The organism is Paracoccus aestuarii (assembly GCF_028553885.1).
In the GTDB taxonomy this organism is placed as follows: Bacteria; Pseudomonadota; Alphaproteobacteria; order Rhodobacterales; family Rhodobacteraceae; genus Paracoccus; species Paracoccus aestuarii.
This window is the reverse complement of record NZ_CP067169.1, coordinates 344443-361066: the sequence shown is the minus strand read 5'-3', so window position 1 is coordinate 361066 and position 16624 is coordinate 344443. Positions and strand designations below refer to the sequence as shown.

The window sequence follows — 16624 nt, the reverse complement described above, 5'->3', positions numbered from 1 at the left end:
CACGTCTAGGTGATGGCACTGCATGGTGCCCGTCAGACGCTCAGCGTCGGGCTTCATCGGGAACGGGGAAGGGCGGACCCAATCGCGGCGCCCCAAGCCCCGGCCGCCCCCGCGACTGTATGCGGAGAGCGCGCGTCACCCATGGCCACTGGAGCGATCCGGGAAGGCCGACGCCGCGCCACGACCCGCGAGCCAGGAGACCGGCCATGTCAGCCAACCCCATGCCGTCGGGTGGACGGCCGAAGGAGTGTGACATGCATATCGAGGAAGGCGTCGTCACCGGCGCCAAGATCATCCTGAGCCATGCGACCGCAGCCGCGGCGGGGCTCTATACCCTGAAGCTGGCGGCCGGGGCGCTGCGCGCGCAGGGCGCGGCATCGCTGGCCGCGCGGGCGGGCCTGGCCACGGCCGCGACGCTGTTGTTCTTCGAGGTCCTGCCGACCTGGCCCGTGGGCGTGTCCGAGGTGCACCTGATCCTCGGCTCGACCCTGTTCCTGATCCTGGGGGCCGCGCCCGCGGCGATCGGGCTGGCGCTTGGCCTGCTGATCCAGGGGCTGGTCTTCGCGCCCTTCGATCTGCCGCAATACGGGATGAACGTGACGACGCTGCTGGTGCCGCTGTTCGCGCTGCAGGCGGTGGCGCGGCGGATCATCGCGCCGGGCACGGCCTATGTGGACCTGCGCTATGGCCAGGCGCTGGCGCTGTCGGCGGCCTATCAGGGCGGCATCGTGGTCTGGGTTGCATTTTGGGCCTTCTATGGCCAGGGGGCCGAGGCGCTGCCCGGCATCCTGTCCTTCGGCGCGGCCTATATGCTGGTCCTGGCGCTGGAGCCGCTGGTCGATCTGGCGGTGCTGGCAGGCGCCAAGGCCGCGCGCGGCCTGCGCGGCAGCGGGCTGGTCACGCCGCGGCTCTACGCATGATCGAGCTGGTGCTGATCGGGGCGGGCACCGGCCATCCCGACCACCTGACCCTGCAGGGCGTCCGCGCCCTGCAGGAGGCCGACCTGGTCCTGATCCCCCGCAAGGGCGCGGGCAAGGAGGACCTAGCCCATCTGCGCCACGCGATGCTGGCCCGCCACCGCCCCGACGGCGCGGTTGCCCATGTCGACCTGCCCCGCCGCGACCCGTCCCTGCCCTATCTGGACGGGGTCGAGGCCTGGCACGACGCCATCGCCGCGGCCTGGGCGCAGGCCGTGGACCTGCCGCAGGGCGGCACGGTGGCGATGCTGGTCTGGGGCGATCCGTCGCTCTATGACAGCAGCCTGCGGATCGCGGCGCGGCTGGATTGGCGGCCGCGGGTGATCCCCGGCATCACGGCGATCCAGGCGCTGTGCGCGGCCCATGCCATCCCCCTGAACGCCCTTGGCGGAGAGGTCCGCATCACCACCGGCCGCCAGCTGCGCGAAGGCGGCTGGCCCCCAGACTGCGACCGCGCAGTGGTGATGCTGGACGGCGGCTGCGCCTTCGCGACGCTGCCGCCAGAGGGGCTGGAGATCTGGTGGGGCGCCTATCTGGGCATGCCCCAAGAGCGCCTGGACCACGGCCCCCTGGCCGAGGCCGCCCCCCGCATCGAGGCCACCCGCACCGCCGCCCGCGCCGCCCATGGCTGGATCATGGACTGCTACCTGCTGGCGCGCTCGGCCTGAGCTTCGGGAGCCGCTGCGCTGGCAGGCACGGGCAACGAGCCGCCGCGTTCACCTCGGAGCTTGGGGCGGGGGTGCTGATAGAAGGACCCCGCCGGATCAGCGAGAGGGGGAAGAGGGCGCTGCTGAAGGAGATGATTAAGCGGAGTGGGGTATAAGGGGTTGGCGTGGTTTCGTCTAGGTCATGTTGACAAATGGCGGAGCCAGAGCCTGATGCAGGCGACGTCGACGAAGCCGAGGAAGCTTTCGGCGGTTTTGTCGTAGCGGGTTGCCAGGCGGCGGCTGTTTTTCAGCTTGTTGAAGCAGCGCTCGACCATGTTGCGCAGGGTATAGATGGTCATGTCGACAGCCTTGCGCACCCTTCGGTTCTTTCGCATCGGTATCATGGGCAGGGCGTTGCGGCTCTCGATGTCTTCCCGAATTTTATCAGAGTCATAGCCCCTGTCGGCGACCAGAACGGCGGGCTGTGGAAGATTGTCGGCCATCACCAGATCGTAGCCGGTGTAATCGGACTCTTGCCCCGGCGTGATCTCGGTCCTCATCGGGAGGCCTGCGCCGTTGACCCTGAGATGGATCTTGGTCGAGAACCCACCTCTCGAACGGCCAAGAGCCTCTTTCGGAGTCCCCCTTTTGCGCCCGCCGCATGATGGTGCGCGCGGATCACAGTGCTATCAACCATCTGGAGCTTGTCTGGCGCGATCTCAGCGTGGTTCAGCGCATCCAGGATATCCTCCCACAGTCCCGCCAAAGTCCAGCGGCGGAACTGACGGTAGACCGAGGACCACTTGCCAAACTCTTCGGGCAGATCACGCCATGGCGCACCAGTCCTTGCGATCCAGAAAATTCCATCGAGAACAAGACGATGGTTCGCGGGTTTCCGCCCGTTAGCGTGCCGGACGGCACGAATGAAGCCTTCGAAGAAGGTCCACTCATCGTCGGATATCAGGTTGCGTGCCAAGTTCATCTCCCACGTAGAGATGAGCTTGAATCATACGACGACTGCCAGAGGAATCCCTTTTGTCAACACGACCTACTACATACTTGAGCGGATGGCAGGCTGGTCGCAAAGGTTGATTAAGGACAGTAAAGAATTTGCTGACAAGCTGCGTGCCACAATCAGCTTCCTGCGAATCGATCACCCTGTTTGCCAACACAGTCCGGCTGTAGAAAGGGTGGCGAGGGCTTGGAGTCTCACAGACGGTCTAGCCGCACTTTCGTTCATTCGGAACAAACTCGTCCATCAAGACCAGAACTATGTGCCGGATGCCGTTGAACTGTACGAGGCTTGGTTGCTTATGCAGTGGCTGGTAGAGGTTTTCGTTTTCGCGATCATTGGCCATAGCGGCGAGTTTCGCGATCGGCGAGCCTATCAAGGTAAACGTGAAACGTGTACCGTCAGCTTCGCCGGAATGAAGTCCGGCGAAGCTGATTGATAAAATGCTATGCGCTGACTATCTAAGCTTGCAACGACCTCACCCCGACTTCCCCCTCCTCGCGCGACTTGATCGCAGCCACGGCGGCGATGCTGCCCGCGGCCGTGGTGAAATAGGGGATCTTGTCATAGAGGGCGACGGCGCGGATATCGCGGCTGTCGGCGATGGCCTGGGCGCCTTCGGTCGTGTTCAGGACCATCGCGATCTCGCCGTTCTTCAGACGGTCGACGATGTTCGGGCGCCCCTCGTAGACCTTGTTCACGCGGGTCGAGGCCACGCCCTCGGCATCCAAGAAATCCGCCGTGCCAGAGGTCGCGACCAGCGTGAAGCCCATTGCCACCAGATCGCGCGCGGCCTGGGCCAGAGCGGGCGTCTTGTCGGCATCCTTGACCGACAGGAACACGCGGCCCTCGGTCGGCAGGGCGGTGCCAGCACCCATCTGCGCCTTGAGGAAGGCGCGCGCGAAGTTGCGGTCCCAGCCCATGACCTCTCCGGTCGAGCGCATCTCGGGGCCCAAGAGCGTGTCAACGCCGGGGAAGCGGGCGAAGGGCAGCACCGCCTCCTTGACCGAGAACCAAGGCGTGATCGGATCGGCCAGCGTCATCGGATCGGCAAAGGGCAGGTCGTCCTCGGGGCCGACGCCTTCGGGATAGGGGGCACGGGCGGGGAAGTTCGACATGGGCTCACCCGCCATCAGCCGCGCGGCGATCGAGGCGATGGCGCTGTCGGTGGCCTTGGCGACGAAGGGCACGGTGCGGCTGGCGCGCGGGTTTACCTCCAGCACGAAGATCTCTCCGTCCTTCAGGGCGAACTGTACGTTCATCAGGCCGCGGACCTTCAGCGCGCGGGCCATAGCCTCGGTCTGGGTCTTCAGCTCGGCGATGGTCGCGGCGTCCAGCGTATGCGGCGGCAGCGAACAGGCGCTGTCGCCCGAATGGACGCCCGCCTCCTCGATATGTTCCATAATGCCAGCGACATGGACGGTCTCGCCATCCGACAGGGCGTCGACATCGACCTCGATCGCGCCGGACAGATAGCTGTCCAGCAGGACCGGGCTCTTGCCCGACACGGTCACGGCCTCCGAGATGTAGCGCCGCAGATGGTCCATGTCGCGCACGATCTCCATCGCGCGGCCGCCCAGAACATAGGAAGGGCGGATGACCAGCGGGAAGCCGATGCGTTCCGCGATCTCGATCGCCTGCGCGTCGCTGCTGGCGATACCGTTGATCGGCTGCTTGAGGCCCAGATCGTTCAGCAGCTTCTGGAACCGCTCGCGGTCCTCGGCCAGATCGATGGCGTCGGGGGTGGTGCCCAGGATCGGGATCCCCTCCTCCTCCAGCGCATTGGCCAGCTTCAGGGGCGTCTGACCGCCGAACTGGACGATGACGCCGTGCAGGGTGCCGTTCTGCTGTTCGGTATGCAGGATCTCCAGCACATGTTCGAAGGTCAGCGGCTCGAAATAGAGGCGGTCCGAGGTGTCGTAATCGGTGCTGACCGTCTCGGGGTTGCAGTTGACCATGATCGTCTCATAACCGGCATCGGTCAGCGCGAAACAGGCATGGCAGCAGCAATAGTCGAACTCGATCCCCTGGCCGATGCGGTTCGGACCGCCGCCCAGGATGACGACCTTCTTGGCGTCGGTCGGGCGGGATTCGCATTCCACGTCGCCCATCGCGGGGGCCTCGTAGGTCGAATACATATAGGGGGTCTGGGCCTCGAACTCGGCCGCGCAGGTGTCGATGCGCTTGAAGACCGGGCGGATGTCCAAGGCGCGGCGGGCGCGGCGGATCTCGCCCTCGTCGCGCTTGGTCAGATGCGCCAGGCGAGCATCGGTGAAGCCCATCATCTTGACGCGGCGCAGGCCGTCCTCGTCCGTGGGCAGGCCGTTTTCGCGGATCTGGTGTTCGGCGTCGACGATCTCGCGGATGCGGGCCAGGAACCAGGGGTCGAAGCGGGTGACGCGGTTGATCTCGTCATCGGTCAGGCCGAAGCGCATCGCCTCGGCAATGACGCGGATGCGGTCGGGGGTGGGCCTGGACAGGGCGGCGATGACGGCGGGTTTGCCCTGATCGGCGGCGCCCTCGATGGCGATCTCGTCCAGGCCGGTCAGGCCGTTCTCCATCGAGGCCAGGGCCTTTTGCAGCGATTCATGGAAGCTGCGGCCGATGGCCATGACCTCGCCCACAGATTTCATCGCCGTGGTCAGCTCGGGCTTGGAGCCGGGGAATTTCTCGAAGGCAAAACGCGGGATCTTGGTCACGACATAGTCGATGCTGGGCTCGAAGCTGGCGGGCGTCACGCGGGTGATGTCATTGTCCAGCTCGTCCAGCGTATAGCCCACGGCCAGCTTCGCGGCGATCTTGGCGATGGGGAAGCCCGTGGCCTTCGAGGCCAGCGCCGAGCTGCGCGACACACGGGGGTTCATCTCGATCACGACCATGCGGCCATCGGCGGGGTTCACCGCCCATTGCACGTTGGATCCGCCGGTCTCGACGCCGATCTCGCGCAGGACGGCGATGCTGGCGGTGCGCATGATCTGGTATTCGCGGTCGGTCAGGGTCAGGGCGGGGGCGACGGTCATGCTGTCGCCGGTATGCACCCCCATCGGATCGATGTTCTCGATGGCACAGACGATGATGGCGTTGTCGTTGCGGTCCCGCACGACCTCCATCTCGTATTCCTTCCAGCCCAGAAGGGATTCGTCGATCAGCACCTGCGCCATGGGCGAGGCGTCCAGGCCCGACCGCACGATGCGTTCATAATCGTCGCGGTTATAGGCTACGCCGCCGCCGGTGCCGCCCAGGGTGAAGGCGGGGCGGATGATGGCGGGCAGGCCGATCTCCTCCAGCGCGTCCATCGCCTGCTGGACGCCCGCATTGATGTCGTATTTGCCGCTGGCCAGCTTGGGGGCGGCGACGATGGTGGCCTTGGGGTTTTCCAGCCCGATGCGGTCCATCGCCTCGCGGAACAGCTTGCGGTCCTCGGCCATCTCGATGGCGCTGCGCTGCGCGCCGATCAGCTCGACCCCGTAGCGGTTCAGCGCGCCGCTGTCGGCCAAGGCAAGCGCGGTGTTCAGCCCGGTCTGCCCGCCCATGGTGGGCAGCAGCGCGTCGGGGCGTTCCTTGGCGATGATCTTCTCGACGATCTCGGGGGTGATCGGCTCGATATAGGTCGCGTCGGCCATTTCCGGGTCGGTCATGATCGTCGCGGGGTTCGAGTTCACCAGGATGACCCGGTAACCTTCCTCGCGCAGGGCCTTGCAGGCCTGGGCGCCGGAATAGTCGAACTCGCAGGCCTGCCCGATGACGATGGGGCCTGCGCCGATGATCAGGATTGACTTGATATCGGTTCTCTTCGGCATGGCGGCCCCCGGTTCTGCTGGATGTGCGCAAATCGACCGGGGTTATAGCCAGCCACCGCCGGGGCGCAAGGTGCCGCGGCGGGATTAGTTGCCGTCGCGTCCACCCTGAAGCAGCGTCAGCGCCGCGCTGTAGCGGTTCGCGACCGGCGCATCGACCAGCTGGGACCGCACCATGAAGGTCTGGACCAGGCGCTCCATGTTCTCGGGCTTGGCCATTTCCTTGAAATCGGAACTGCCCAGCAGGCGCTTGGCGGCCTTGGTGTATTCCTCCAGCTGACGGTCCACGGGCAGGCGGCCATAGCTTTCGCTGAAGCCAAAGGCGCCTTGGAAGACCTTGCGCAGGGGCTGGTTGCCGATCACCTCGAACCACAAGGTGCGTTCCGAGGATTCGCGCCCCGCGAATTCCTGAAGGTCGCGGCGGGCGTTCAGGGCCAGGCGCAGGTTCTCGTCGGATTCCCCGATGCGGCGTTCGAATTCGCGCTGCACGAAATTCGTGCTGACGGTTTCGGCCAGGTTGGCAGCGGGCTTGTCCGCGCCATAGCCGAAGGCCTCGGCCAGGCGCAGATAGCGCTTGTCGGCCAACCGGTTCACCAGCGAGGACTTGTCCGAGATATCGGATTCCAGGACCTTCTGGATGAAGGCCTTGTTCGCGATGTCCCCCTCCAGCCCGAAGGCCGACAGGGCGGTGCTGAGCAGGCGGTAATCCTTGACCAGCTCCTCGGCCTTGGTGACGCGGTCGATGTTGTCGCGGAAATAGGCGGTGGAGCGCTGGACCACCGGGTCGCGGGCCACGGTCTCGATCTGGCGGGCCTCGGTGCGCTGGACGATCTTCCAGCCCAGCAGGCCCGTGGCGCCGACGCTGATGGGGATCGTCACGGCGTCACCCCCTGGCCGAGGCGAACAGCCGGGATTCGCGCGGGATCAGGTCGCGCAGCTTCCGCATCGCCTGGTAGAAGTTCGATTCGACCACCGCGGCCGTGGAATCGGCCAGCAGCAGGCGGCTGTCTCGGTCATCGAAGACCTGGCTCAGCTGTTCGATGGCCAGCAGCAGCTGGCGCCGCCCCTCCTCGGGTTCGGCATCGCCCGCCAGGATGAGCTGCGCGATATAGAGCGCACGGGTCACCGGCGTGCGGGCGCTGTCGGGATGGATGGCGTCGCGCAGGCGCAGCACGTTCACGTTCGGGGTCTTGATCGCGATCTTGGTGCGACGGTCGCCATTTTCGATGACGGCGCCGTTGATCAGGACGCGCTCGTTCGGGGCCAGCTTGAGGACCAGGCCGCTCATGCGCCGACATCCCCGCGCAGGCCGCGCATGACGGTCATGTTGATATCGATCAGCGGATCGGTCTGGGCATTGCCCGCCATCACGGCCTGGCCGTGGCGGATCGCGAAACCGGCCAGCGAGATCAGTCCCGCCCTGGTTTCGTCGGGAAGGGCGTTGCCGGGCTGCGCCAGATCGGCGGCCAGCAGCGTCCAGAGTTCGGAATTCTTGTGCACCGCCTGGATGGTGTCGGGATTGTCCGCGCGGCGGGGCGCTTGGCGCATCATCCGGGTCACGCGCGAAAAGATGTCGTATTCCGCGTCGCGCGCCGTGCGCAGGGTGGATGACTGATAACCATGACTGGTCAATTGCGTAACCGCATTCAAGATCGTATTCCCGTTCTGGAGTGATCATGGGGTGGCGGGCGCCCCCCAGGGGCGCCCGCCGGTTTCATCAGCGGAAGAGCGACATGACCGCCGAGGGACCCTGGTTGGCGATCGACAGCGCCTGGATGCCCAGCTGCTGCTGCGTCTGCAGCGCCTGGAGGCGGGCCGAGGCTTCCTCCATGTCGGCATCCACCAGCGAGCCGATGCCCGACTTCAGCGAGTCGGCCAGCTTGCCCACGAAGTTGGATTGGTCGGTAATGCGCTTGCCGGCCGAACCCAGATCGGCCGCGCCCTGAACCGCGATGTCGATCAGTTCCTCGATCTCCTCGATAGCGGTTTCGGCGGTAGCGCGGTCCGTGATCGCAGTAAGACCTGCGACGTCCAGACCGGCCTCGAAATCGACCGAGTCAACTTCGATATTTGCGGCACCGGTGGCCACGGTTCCATTCGTGCGGTCCAACGAGCCCAGAACCGTAAAAGCGGTGTTGGTGCCGGTCGGGTTAGTCTTGAGCAGATTGACGCCGTTCAGCTGCGTCGCCTCGATGATCGCGGTGATCTGCTCGACCTTCTTGGCGATGTCGGTCTGGATTTTCCCAAAATCGGCGGCATCGTTCGCGCCGCCGATGGCCAGGTTCTTCATTTCCTTCAGCAGATCGGTGATCTGTTCGGCCCCCGCGCGGGCGGTGCCCACGACGGCATCGGCCACGTTCAGGTTGGACTGGATGGTCTTGAAGCCCGACTGGTCGGTTTCCATGACCTTCGAGATCGCCCAGACCGCGGCGTTGTCCTTGGCGTTCGCGATGCTTTTGCCGGTCGCGATGTCGCTCTGGGTTTTACCCAGCTGCGAGTTGATGCTTTTCAGGGTCTGCAGCGCGACCATGGCGCTGTTGTTGGTCAGGATGCTGGTCATGATATCTGTCCTTGGATGGTGCTTTGCACCGAGGTTGCATCAAAGGCCTTCTGACCGATCGGGCATCTGCCCTGCGCCGTTTTTGGCATGTCACCGTTCTATCCGCCGGTGATTTACAACTAGTGAACTCGCCCCCTTCCTCCAAACAAAGCTTCCGTCGGATTTTACTAAAACCGCTGCGGCGCGTCGGCCTGGGTGGCCGTCACCATGCGCCGCCCCAGGGAATCGTAGGTCTGCAGGCTGCGGGCGGCCTGCAGGATACCGCGCACCTGATCGGCCGCCTGCTGCGCGCCCGTCAGCGAGGCCTGGGCCAGCAGGCGCAGTTCCTCCAACCGGGCCTCCAGCCCGTCGCGCAGGGCGGGGTCGATGCCGCGCCGGGCGGCCGCGGCCACCAGCACGTCGATCCCCGCCAGCGCACCCTGCGCATCCCCCGACAACAGCGCCGCGCGGACCTGGTCCATGGCCTTGACGACGGGGCGGCTCATGCGCGGACCCCCAGCATCGCGGCGAATCCCAGATCCACCTGACGGGCCAGGATCGCGGCATGTTCGCGGGTCAGGAAGCTGGCGAACTGCTCCTCGCCCGCGCCGCCCGAGAACGCGCCCTCCGAGGCCTGGGGCCCGCAATATTTCAACATCTCTTCCAGGAAGACCTGTTCCAGCTGGTCGGCCAGCTGTCGCGTCATCGGGGTCGGGCCGGCCGCGGCCGGAATCGCGTCGATCTGCATCATGTTCCCATCTGGTTCGAGGATGGGTCGAAAATATGGGGCAGCGGTAAATAATTGGTAAGGAGTTCCGGATAATGAGGAAAAAACCGCAAGGGGTGGCCATGACCGAGATTCCGACGACCCAGATCCCCGCCTTCCGTCCCGACATGCCCCTGCCGCCCGGGATGATGCCGCTGCCGACCGGCGATTCGGGTTTTGCGGCGCTGACCGGGCTGATCGCCGCCTGGCCCGCCCCCGCCCCCGTTTCAGACCCCGCGCCCGAGGGTGCCGCCCCCCTGTCCCAGGCCGATGCCTTGGCCCAGTGGCTGGACGACCAGGGCGGGGTGACCGCCCAGCTCGACGGCGGCCTGATCGATCCGGCCATCGCCGCGCTGGACGCAGCCCTGCCGCAGCTGCCCGAGGCCCTGCCCGTGCTGACCGAGGAGGCGGTCTTCATGCCGCCCTCGGAACCGGACCAGCCCGATGCCCCCGTCGCCCGGCCCGAGGCCACCCTCCGCAATCAGCCCACGCCGCCGGAGGACGATGCCGCGCCGCAGATGTCTGCACCGCCCGCTCCCACCCCCGAGGCCGTCCCGGTCCCCCGCCCTGCCGACGATCTGCCGAAGCCGGCGCCCGCCGCGGCGGTCCAGCATTACGATGCCCGGCCTGCGCCCTCTCGGCCGCGCCGGCACCCGCCGCCGCTCCGGCCCTGCAGGACCGCCGCCCCATGGCCGAGCCGCACCAGCCCGTGCAGGCGGCGGACGCCCCCGAGGATCAGCCGCGGGCGCAACCGCTCGACCCTCGGACGGATTCCCGCAGCACGGAGGCGCGGCCCATGCCCGCCCCTGCCGAACAGCCCGCCCCCGCACCCGCGGGCCCCGAGGCCGCAGCCCTGCGCATGCCCGATGCGCCCGACATGACCGCGCCTGCGCGCACGGCCCCCGCATCGGCGGCGGCCATGCCCGATCAGCCCCGCCCGGTCGTCCAGCAGGTCGCCGAGGCTTTGGTCACCTCGCGCGCGGACCGGACCGAGCTCGCCCTGTCCCCGGAGGAGCTGGGGCGCCTGCGCGTCGTCTTCACCGGCCCGGACCGGACGCATGTGACGATCTGGGCCGAACGCCCCGAGACGCTGGACCTGGTGCGGCGCAATGCCGACCTGCTGGCCCAGCAGCTGGCCGATGCCGGGATCGGCGGCGGCAGCATGGAATTCCGCCGCGACGACCGCCCCGAGGGCTGGGGCATGCAGGCCCGTGACACGGGCACGGACGGCGACGGGGCCGCCCCCGCCCCCACCGAATCGCTGCGGCTGAGCCCGCGGGTCCTCAGCGACCGCCGGCTGGACATCAGGATCTGACAAGGAAACACCCCCATGGTCGATGCCATCACCTCTGCCACGACGACGACGCAGCCCCGCCCGGCGGGATTTTCCGGCGCCAGCGCGGGCGCCGATTTCCAGACCTTCCTGACCATGCTGACCGCGCAGCTGAAGAACCAGGACCCGCTGAACCCGATGGAGAGCACGGATTTCGCGATCCAGCTGGCCACCTTCGCGGGCGTCGAACAGCAGGCGCTGAGCAACCGGTTCCTGGAACAGATGGTCGGCCAGTCCGGCGGCGGCGGCATCGCCGGCTGGATCGGCAAGGAGGCGCGGACCACCGCCCCCGTCTGGTTCGGCGACCGGGCGGTGACGCTGGACGTCGCCCCCCATGCCTTGGCCGACAGCGTCCAGCTTGTCACCCGCGACGCCAATGGCCGCGAGATCACGCGCGAGGAGATCGGCCCCGGATCGGGCCAGGTCGACTGGATGGGCCGGACCGAGGATGGCGGCACTCTGCACCAGGGGGCCTATAGCTTCACTCTGGAAAGCCGCCGCGCGGGCGAGCTGATCGCCGAGACCCGCGTGCCTGCCTATGCCCGGATCGTCGAGGCGCAGTTCGACTCAGCCGGCGGGCGGGTGGTCTTCGAGGGCGGCGGATCGGCCCCCGCGGGCGAGGTGACGGCCCTGCGCGACCCGGCCTAGTCGCGCAGACGCCAGCCGGTCGCGAAGATCCAGCGGATGACGCCGAGGCAGACCACCACCATCACCCCCACCGCCAGCAGCGACACGCCGACCGGCACATCGGCCAGCCCGAAGAAGGACCAGCGCACCCCGGAGATCAGGTAGAGCACCGGGTTTAGCTTGGCGACCCCCTCCCAGAAGGGGGGCAGCATGCTGGCGGAATAGAAGGCCCCGCCCAAAAACACCAAGGGCATGATGACCATCATCGGAACGATCTGCAGCTGCTCGAAGGATTTGGCCCACAGCCCGATGATGAAGCCCAGCAGGCTGAACCCCACCGCAGACAGGACCAGAAAGGCGATCATCCAGAACGGATGCAGGATATGGACCCCCACGAAGGCGAAGCTCGTCAGCAGGATCACCAGCGCGATCAGCAGCGCCTTGGCGGCCGCGGCCCCCACGAAGCCCATCGTGACCTCGATCCAGCCCACCGGCGAGACGAGGTATTCATAGATCGTGCCGCTGAATTTCGGGAAATAGATCCCGAAGCTGGCATTGCTGACCGATTGCTGCAGCACCGTCAGCATCATCAGCCCCGGCACGATGAAGGCGCCATAGGCCACCCCCTCGACCGATTCGATGCGCCCGCCTATGGCCGCGCCGAAGACCACGAAATACAGCACCGTGGACAGGACCGGCGATGCCAGCGACTGCCAGATGGTGCGGAAGAACCGCATCATCTCGTGATGAAAGATCGCCCAGACCCCGCGCCAGTTGATGCTCATGCCGCCTCCTCCGAGACCAGGGACAAAAACACGTCCTCGAGGCTGGATTGCCGGGTCGAGACGTCGCGCACCGTGACCCCGCGCGCCGCCAGATCGCCCAGCAGCCGCGCGATGCCCGTGCGTTCGGCCCGCGTGTCGTAATCATAGCTGAGGCTGCGCCCGTCATCCGACAGGACCAGCCCCCGCCCGGCCAGATCCTCCGGCACCCGGTCCAGCGGGCGGTCCAGATGCACGACCAGGGTCTTCTTGCCGAATTCGCCCATCAGCTCGGATGTGGGGCGCACCAGCAGCAGGTTGCCCTTGGCGATGACGCCGATGCGGTCGGCCATCTCCTCGGCCTCCTCCAGGTAATGGGTGGTCAGGATGATGGTCACCCCCTCGCGGCGAAGATCGCCCACCACCTGCCACATCTCGCGGCGCAGGGCCACGTCCACCCCGGCGGTGGGTTCGTCCAAGAACAGCACCTTGGGTTCATGCGACAGGGCCTTGGCGATCAGCACCCGGCGCTTCATGCCGCCCGACAATTCGCGCGTGGCCGCGTCGCGCTTGTCCCACAGCGCCAGCGCCCGCAGGATGCGTTCGACATAGGCCTCGTCGGGCGGCATGCCGTAAAGCCCGCGGGTGAAGCGCACGCAGTTGATGACCTTCTCGAAGGGTTCCAGTGCGATCTCCTGGGGGACCAGGCCGATCAGGCGGCGCGCGGCGCGCCAATCGGTGCGGATGTCGTGCCCGCCCACCCGGACCGTGCCATCCGTCGGCGTCACCAGCCCGCAGATGATCGAGATCAGCGTCGTCTTGCCCGCCCCGTTCGGGCCCAGAAGGGCGATGATCTCGCCCTCGTCGATGGACAGGGTGACGTCGTCCAGCGCCTTGGTGCCGCTGCCATAGGCCTTGGACAGTCGGTCGATCTCGATGATGGCGGGCATGGGCCTCTCCGGTTTGGGGTGCCGGGCCGGGGGCCCGGTTGGGCAGATAGGGCGCCGGCGGGGCGATTGCCAGTGGCGCGCGGCGATATCGGTCAGGCCAGGCGGCCGCGGCTCATGTGGCGCTTGCGGCCGAAGCCCGGGGCGCGCGCGACGGCGAAGCCCGCATCCTGCAGCGCCCGGCGCACATGGCCCGCGGCGGTATAGGTGGCGAAACTGCCGCCCGGCGCGGTATGGGAACCGACCTGCGCCATGACATCCGCGCCCCACATCTGCGGGTTCTTGGCGGGCGAGAACCCGTCCAGGAACCAGGCATCCGCCCGGTCCCGCCACGCGGGCAGTGTCGCGCGCACATCCCCCAGGACCAGCGTCAGGCTGACCCGGCCCAAGGTGATCACCCCCCGCCCCCAGCCCGCCCGCAGCTGCGCCGACAGATCGGCCAGCGCCGGAAAGGCCGCATGGGCCCGGGCCAGCTGCGGCACGGTCATCGGAAAGGCCTCGAAGCTGGTCATGCGCACCGGGACCTGCGCCACCTGCGCCAAGGCCAGCGCGTTCAGCCCGGTGCCGAAGCCCAGCTCGGCCACGTGAAACCCGGGCACCAGCCGCGCGGGCAGGTCATTGCCGGCCAGAAAGACATGGCGCGTCTCCTCCAGCCCGCCGGCCAGGCTGAAATAGGGGTCGTCGAAGTCGCGCGAGACCGGCACGCCGCCCTCGCGCCAATCCAGCGCAGGCTCGTCTTCCGGGGCGGGATGGGCTAGGTCGGACATGGGCGCGACTTTCGGGGGTGGGCTGCGATTTGGCAAGGGTGATCCATGTGGCGGGGGCGGGGGTCTTCGGGCTGGCCGCGGCCTGGGCGCTGACGCGGCGCGGCGCGGCGGTGCGGGTCTTCGAGGCGCGGACCATCGGCGCAGGCTCCTCGGGCGGCCATGTCGGCGCGCTCGCCCCGCATGCGCCCGACCCGTGGAACCCCAAGAAGGCGCTGCAACTGACCAGCCTGCTGGCCGCGCCCGATTTCTGGCCCGGGGTCGAGGCCGCATCCGGCCTGCCCACCGGCTATGCCCGCACCGGGCGCCTCCAGCCCGTCCCCGACGCGCGCATGGCCGAACATCTGCCCGAACGCATCGCGGCGGCGGCCCGGCACTGGCCCGCCGGGATGGGCATGACCCTGACCCGCGACCCCCAAGGCCCGCTGATCCCGCCCAGCCCGACGGGGCTGTGGCTGCATGACGGGCTGACCGCCCGGCTGAACCCGCGCGCAGCCCTGGCCGCGCTGGCCCAGGCCCTGCGCCAGGCCGGCGTCCCGATCACCGAAGACACCCCCGCCCCGCAGGACCACGCGCCCACCCTCTGGGCCACCGGCACCCCGGGGCTCGAGGCGCTGAACACCGCGCTCGACCGCCGCATAGGCCAAGGCGTCAAGGGCCAGTCGCTGCTCCTCGCCCATGCCGTGCCGGACAGCCCGCAGATCTTCGCCGATGGGCTGCACATCGTCCCCCATGCGGACGGCACCACGGCCATCGGCTCGACATCCGAAAACGCGTGGGACCATCCCGATCCCGACCATCAGGCCGATGACCTGCTGGCCCGCGCCATCACCCTCTGCCCCGCCCTGGCCACGGCGCCCGTCCTCGACATCTGGGCCGGCCTGCGCCCCCGCGCCCGATCGCGCGCGCCGATCCTGGCCCCCTGGCCCGGCCGCCCCGGCCACCTGATCGCCAATGGCGGCTTCAAGATCGGCTTCGGCATGGCCCCGCTGATCGCCGATCTGGCCGCCCGGATCATGCTCGACGACCACCAGGACATCCCCGACCTCTTCGCCCTGCCCTGACGCCTCTCCGTTGCCGAAATACCCCGGGGGGAGTCCGCAAGGACGGGGGGCAGCGCCCCCCTTCCCCGCTTGCCACCCGCTCCCGCCCTGCGCACACTCCCCCAAACAGCCGGAGCCCGCCATGACCCGCCTCGACCACGCCTTCACCGCCATCGACGCCGCCAACGCCCAGGACCCCAACCTCCAGGACGGCCAGCCCGCCAACCTCCTCTACGGCCAGCGGATGACGGCAGAACAGCAGCGACTGTTCCCCGACGCCGACGACGTTCTGCGCATCGCCTGCCGCGGCCAGCATGTCGAACGCTGGCTGCTGCCGCGGGCCGCCTATCCGATGAACCGCCCCGGCTATTTGGCCTGGCGCCAGGAACAGGGCCGCCGTCACGCGGACCGCATCGCGGGCATCATGGCCGATGCGGGCTATGACGACGATGACATCGACCGCGCCCGAAAGATGCTGACGAAACAGGGCATCAAGCGCGACCCCCAGGTGCAGGCGCTGGAGGATGTGATCTGCTTCACCTTCATCCGCTGGTATCTGGGCGATTTCATGGCCGAACAGCCCGACCACAAGATCCCCCGCATCATCGAGAAGACCGCCCGCAAGATGTCGGCCGAGGCCCGCGCCCGCGCCCTGGCCGAATTCCCCATGCCCGACGCCTTGGCGCAGTATTTCCACGAGGCCGACCAGCCCCGCACCCTGTCGCGCGCCGTCATCGTCTCGCATGGCCAGCCTGGCGACCCCGCCCCCCAGCAGGCCGCCATCGAGGCCCTGGCCGCCCAGGTCGCGGCCCACGCCCCGGGCGTCGAGGTCCTGGGCGCGACGCTTGCCGATCCCGACGCCCTGCCCCGGACCTGCCGCAGCGACTGTATCATCTATCCGATGTTCATGGCCGAGGGCTGGTTCACCGGGATCGAGCTGCCCCGCCGCCTGGCCCAGGCCGGCGCGCCCGGCGCGCATATCATGCGCCCCTTCGGCACCGATCCCGGCCTCGACGCGCTGGTCGTCGAAAAGGCGCGACAGGCGGCCGATGCCCAGGGCTGGGCGCTGTCCGACACGACGCTGCTGCTGTCCGCGCACGGCTCGCAGCGCGGGCAGGCCAGCCATGACATCACCATGGCGCTGGCCGCCCGCATCGCGCCGCATTTCGCCCACGTGGTCGCAGGCTTCGTCGAACAGGAGCCCTTCATCGCCGACGCCGCCCGCGGCCTCGACCGCGCCATCAGCCTGCCGCTCTTCGCCCTGCGCGCCGAGCATGTGACCGACGACCTGCCGCAGGCGCTGGATCAGGCGGGCTTCACCGGCCCGCGCCTGGACCCGGTGGGCCTCGCGCCCGAAGTGCCCGCGATGATCGCAGCCTCCATCGCCAGAGAAGTTTCAAGCTTGAAATGA

The 16624-nt window shown here is 67.9% G+C and carries 19 protein-coding genes and 1 riboswitch; of the genes, 8 read left to right on the top strand and 11 right to left on the bottom strand.

Going from position 1 to position 16624, the window contains the following annotated elements:
• Positions 1-6 precede the first annotated feature (6 nt).
• Positions 7-223: riboswitch (cobalamin riboswitch) on the top strand.
• A 31-nt stretch (positions 224-254) separates the two neighbouring features.
• Positions 255-920: an energy-coupling factor ABC transporter permease gene (locus tag JHW48_RS01815; RefSeq protein ID WP_119887793.1), complete on the top strand. Its 666-nt coding sequence runs from the start codon at positions 255-257 to the stop codon at positions 918-920.
• A complete protein-coding gene (gene cobF, locus JHW48_RS01810; RefSeq protein WP_119887794.1) occupies positions 917-1645 on the top strand; it encodes a precorrin-6A synthase (deacetylating) in 729 nt (242 codons plus the stop codon). The genes JHW48_RS01815 and cobF overlap by 4 nt, the downstream gene beginning before the upstream one ends.
• A gap of 179 nt (positions 1646-1824) precedes the next feature.
• Here the strand turns inward: cobF and JHW48_RS01805 are convergent.
• Positions 1825-2606 (bottom strand): IS5-like element ISPaes1 family transposase gene (locus JHW48_RS01805; RefSeq protein ID WP_119887974.1). Its coding sequence is split into 2 segments (ribosomal slippage): positions 1825-2264 and positions 2264-2606, totalling 783 coding nucleotides; the frame shifts between segments, so codons are not numbered across the junction.
• On the opposite strand from JHW48_RS01805, the gene JHW48_RS01800 reads away from it, so the two are divergent.
• Complete coding sequence (locus tag JHW48_RS01800; RefSeq protein WP_147388156.1) at positions 2590-3075, top strand: hypothetical protein; 486 nt, start codon at positions 2590-2592, stop codon at positions 3073-3075. The two genes, JHW48_RS01805 and JHW48_RS01800, sit on opposite strands and share 17 nt — an antisense overlap.
• A gap of 22 nt (positions 3076-3097) precedes the next feature.
• On the opposite strand, the gene carB is transcribed toward JHW48_RS01800, so the two are convergent.
• The 7 genes from carB to JHW48_RS01765 all read right to left on the bottom strand — a co-directional run bounded on the left by carB (position 3098) and on the right by JHW48_RS01765 (position 9720).
• Entirely contained in the window at positions 3098-6436 is a 3339-nt protein-coding gene (gene carB, locus JHW48_RS01795) for a carbamoyl-phosphate synthase large subunit (RefSeq protein ID WP_119887650.1), read from the bottom strand.
• Between the two features lie 84 nt (positions 6437-6520).
• Positions 6521-7312 carry a DUF1217 domain-containing protein gene (locus tag JHW48_RS01790; RefSeq protein ID WP_119887649.1) on the bottom strand — a complete coding sequence of 264 codons (792 nt, stop codon included), beginning with the start codon at positions 7310-7312 and terminating at the stop codon, positions 6521-6523.
• A gap of 4 nt (positions 7313-7316) precedes the next feature.
• Positions 7317-7721 carry a flagellar biosynthesis repressor FlbT gene (gene flbT / locus JHW48_RS01785; RefSeq protein WP_119887648.1) on the bottom strand — a complete coding sequence of 135 codons (405 nt, stop codon included), beginning with the start codon at positions 7719-7721 and terminating at the stop codon, positions 7317-7319.
• The gene (gene flaF / locus JHW48_RS01780) at positions 7718-8065 is read right to left on the bottom strand and encodes a flagellar biosynthesis regulator FlaF (protein ID WP_170152370.1); all 348 of its coding nucleotides are present in this window, start codon (positions 8063-8065) and stop codon (positions 7718-7720) included. The genes flbT and flaF overlap by 4 nt, the downstream gene beginning before the upstream one ends.
• An 85-nt stretch (positions 8066-8150) precedes the next feature.
• Positions 8151-8993 (bottom strand): flagellin N-terminal helical domain-containing protein, encoded by an 843-nt coding sequence (locus JHW48_RS01775; protein ID WP_119887646.1) that lies wholly within the window; start codon positions 8991-8993, stop codon positions 8151-8153.
• A gap of 167 nt (positions 8994-9160) precedes the next feature.
• Positions 9161-9478, bottom strand: coding sequence for a hypothetical protein (locus JHW48_RS01770; RefSeq protein ID WP_119887645.1), 318 nt, complete (start codon positions 9476-9478; stop codon positions 9161-9163).
• A complete protein-coding gene (locus JHW48_RS01765) occupies positions 9475-9720 on the bottom strand; it encodes a hypothetical protein (RefSeq protein ID WP_240637967.1) in 246 nt (81 codons plus the stop codon). The genes JHW48_RS01770 and JHW48_RS01765 overlap by 4 nt, the downstream gene beginning before the upstream one ends.
• Before the next feature lie 101 nt (positions 9721-9821).
• Between JHW48_RS01765 and JHW48_RS01760 the strand changes: the two genes are divergently transcribed.
• The 3 genes from JHW48_RS01760 to JHW48_RS01750 are packed head-to-tail and all read left to right on the top strand — an operon-like array spanning position 9822 to position 11719.
• Positions 9822-10619: a hypothetical protein gene (locus JHW48_RS01760; RefSeq protein ID WP_272835711.1), complete on the top strand. Its 798-nt coding sequence runs from the start codon at positions 9822-9824 to the stop codon at positions 10617-10619.
• Complete coding sequence (gene fliK / locus JHW48_RS01755; protein WP_272835709.1) at positions 10616-11053, top strand: flagellar hook-length control protein FliK; 438 nt, start codon at positions 10616-10618, stop codon at positions 11051-11053. Before JHW48_RS01760 ends, fliK begins: the two co-directional genes overlap by 4 nt.
• Positions 11054-11068: 15 nt before the next feature.
• Complete coding sequence (locus JHW48_RS01750) at positions 11069-11719, top strand: flagellar hook capping FlgD N-terminal domain-containing protein (RefSeq protein ID WP_119887887.1); 651 nt, start codon at positions 11069-11071, stop codon at positions 11717-11719.
• Here the strand turns inward: JHW48_RS01750 and JHW48_RS01745 are convergent.
• From JHW48_RS01745 to mnmC2, 3 genes are all read right to left on the bottom strand, one after another.
• Positions 11716-12477 (bottom strand): ABC transporter permease, encoded by a 762-nt coding sequence (locus tag JHW48_RS01745; protein ID WP_119887889.1) that lies wholly within the window; start codon positions 12475-12477, stop codon positions 11716-11718. The genes JHW48_RS01750 and JHW48_RS01745 overlap by 4 nt on opposite strands.
• 2 nt (positions 12478-12479) lie before the next feature.
• Positions 12480-13409, bottom strand: a complete 930-nt coding sequence (locus JHW48_RS01740) for an ABC transporter ATP-binding protein (protein WP_119887888.1) — start codon at positions 13407-13409, stop codon at positions 12480-12482.
• Between the two features lie 92 nt (positions 13410-13501).
• Positions 13502-14173, bottom strand: coding sequence for a tRNA (5-methylaminomethyl-2-thiouridine)(34)-methyltransferase MnmC2 (gene mnmC2 / locus JHW48_RS01735; protein ID WP_272835708.1), 672 nt, complete (start codon positions 14171-14173; stop codon positions 13502-13504).
• A gap of 29 nt (positions 14174-14202) precedes the next feature.
• Between mnmC2 and JHW48_RS01730 the strand changes: the two genes are divergently transcribed.
• Together JHW48_RS01730 and JHW48_RS18630 are read left to right on the top strand one after the other, a co-directional pair.
• Positions 14203-15234: an NAD(P)/FAD-dependent oxidoreductase gene (locus tag JHW48_RS01730; RefSeq protein WP_119887086.1), complete on the top strand. Its 1032-nt coding sequence runs from the start codon at positions 14203-14205 to the stop codon at positions 15232-15234.
• Positions 15235-15355: 121 nt separating this feature from the next.
• A complete protein-coding gene (locus tag JHW48_RS18630; RefSeq protein WP_419182401.1) occupies positions 15356-16624 on the top strand; it encodes a DUF4202 family protein in 1269 nt (422 codons plus the stop codon).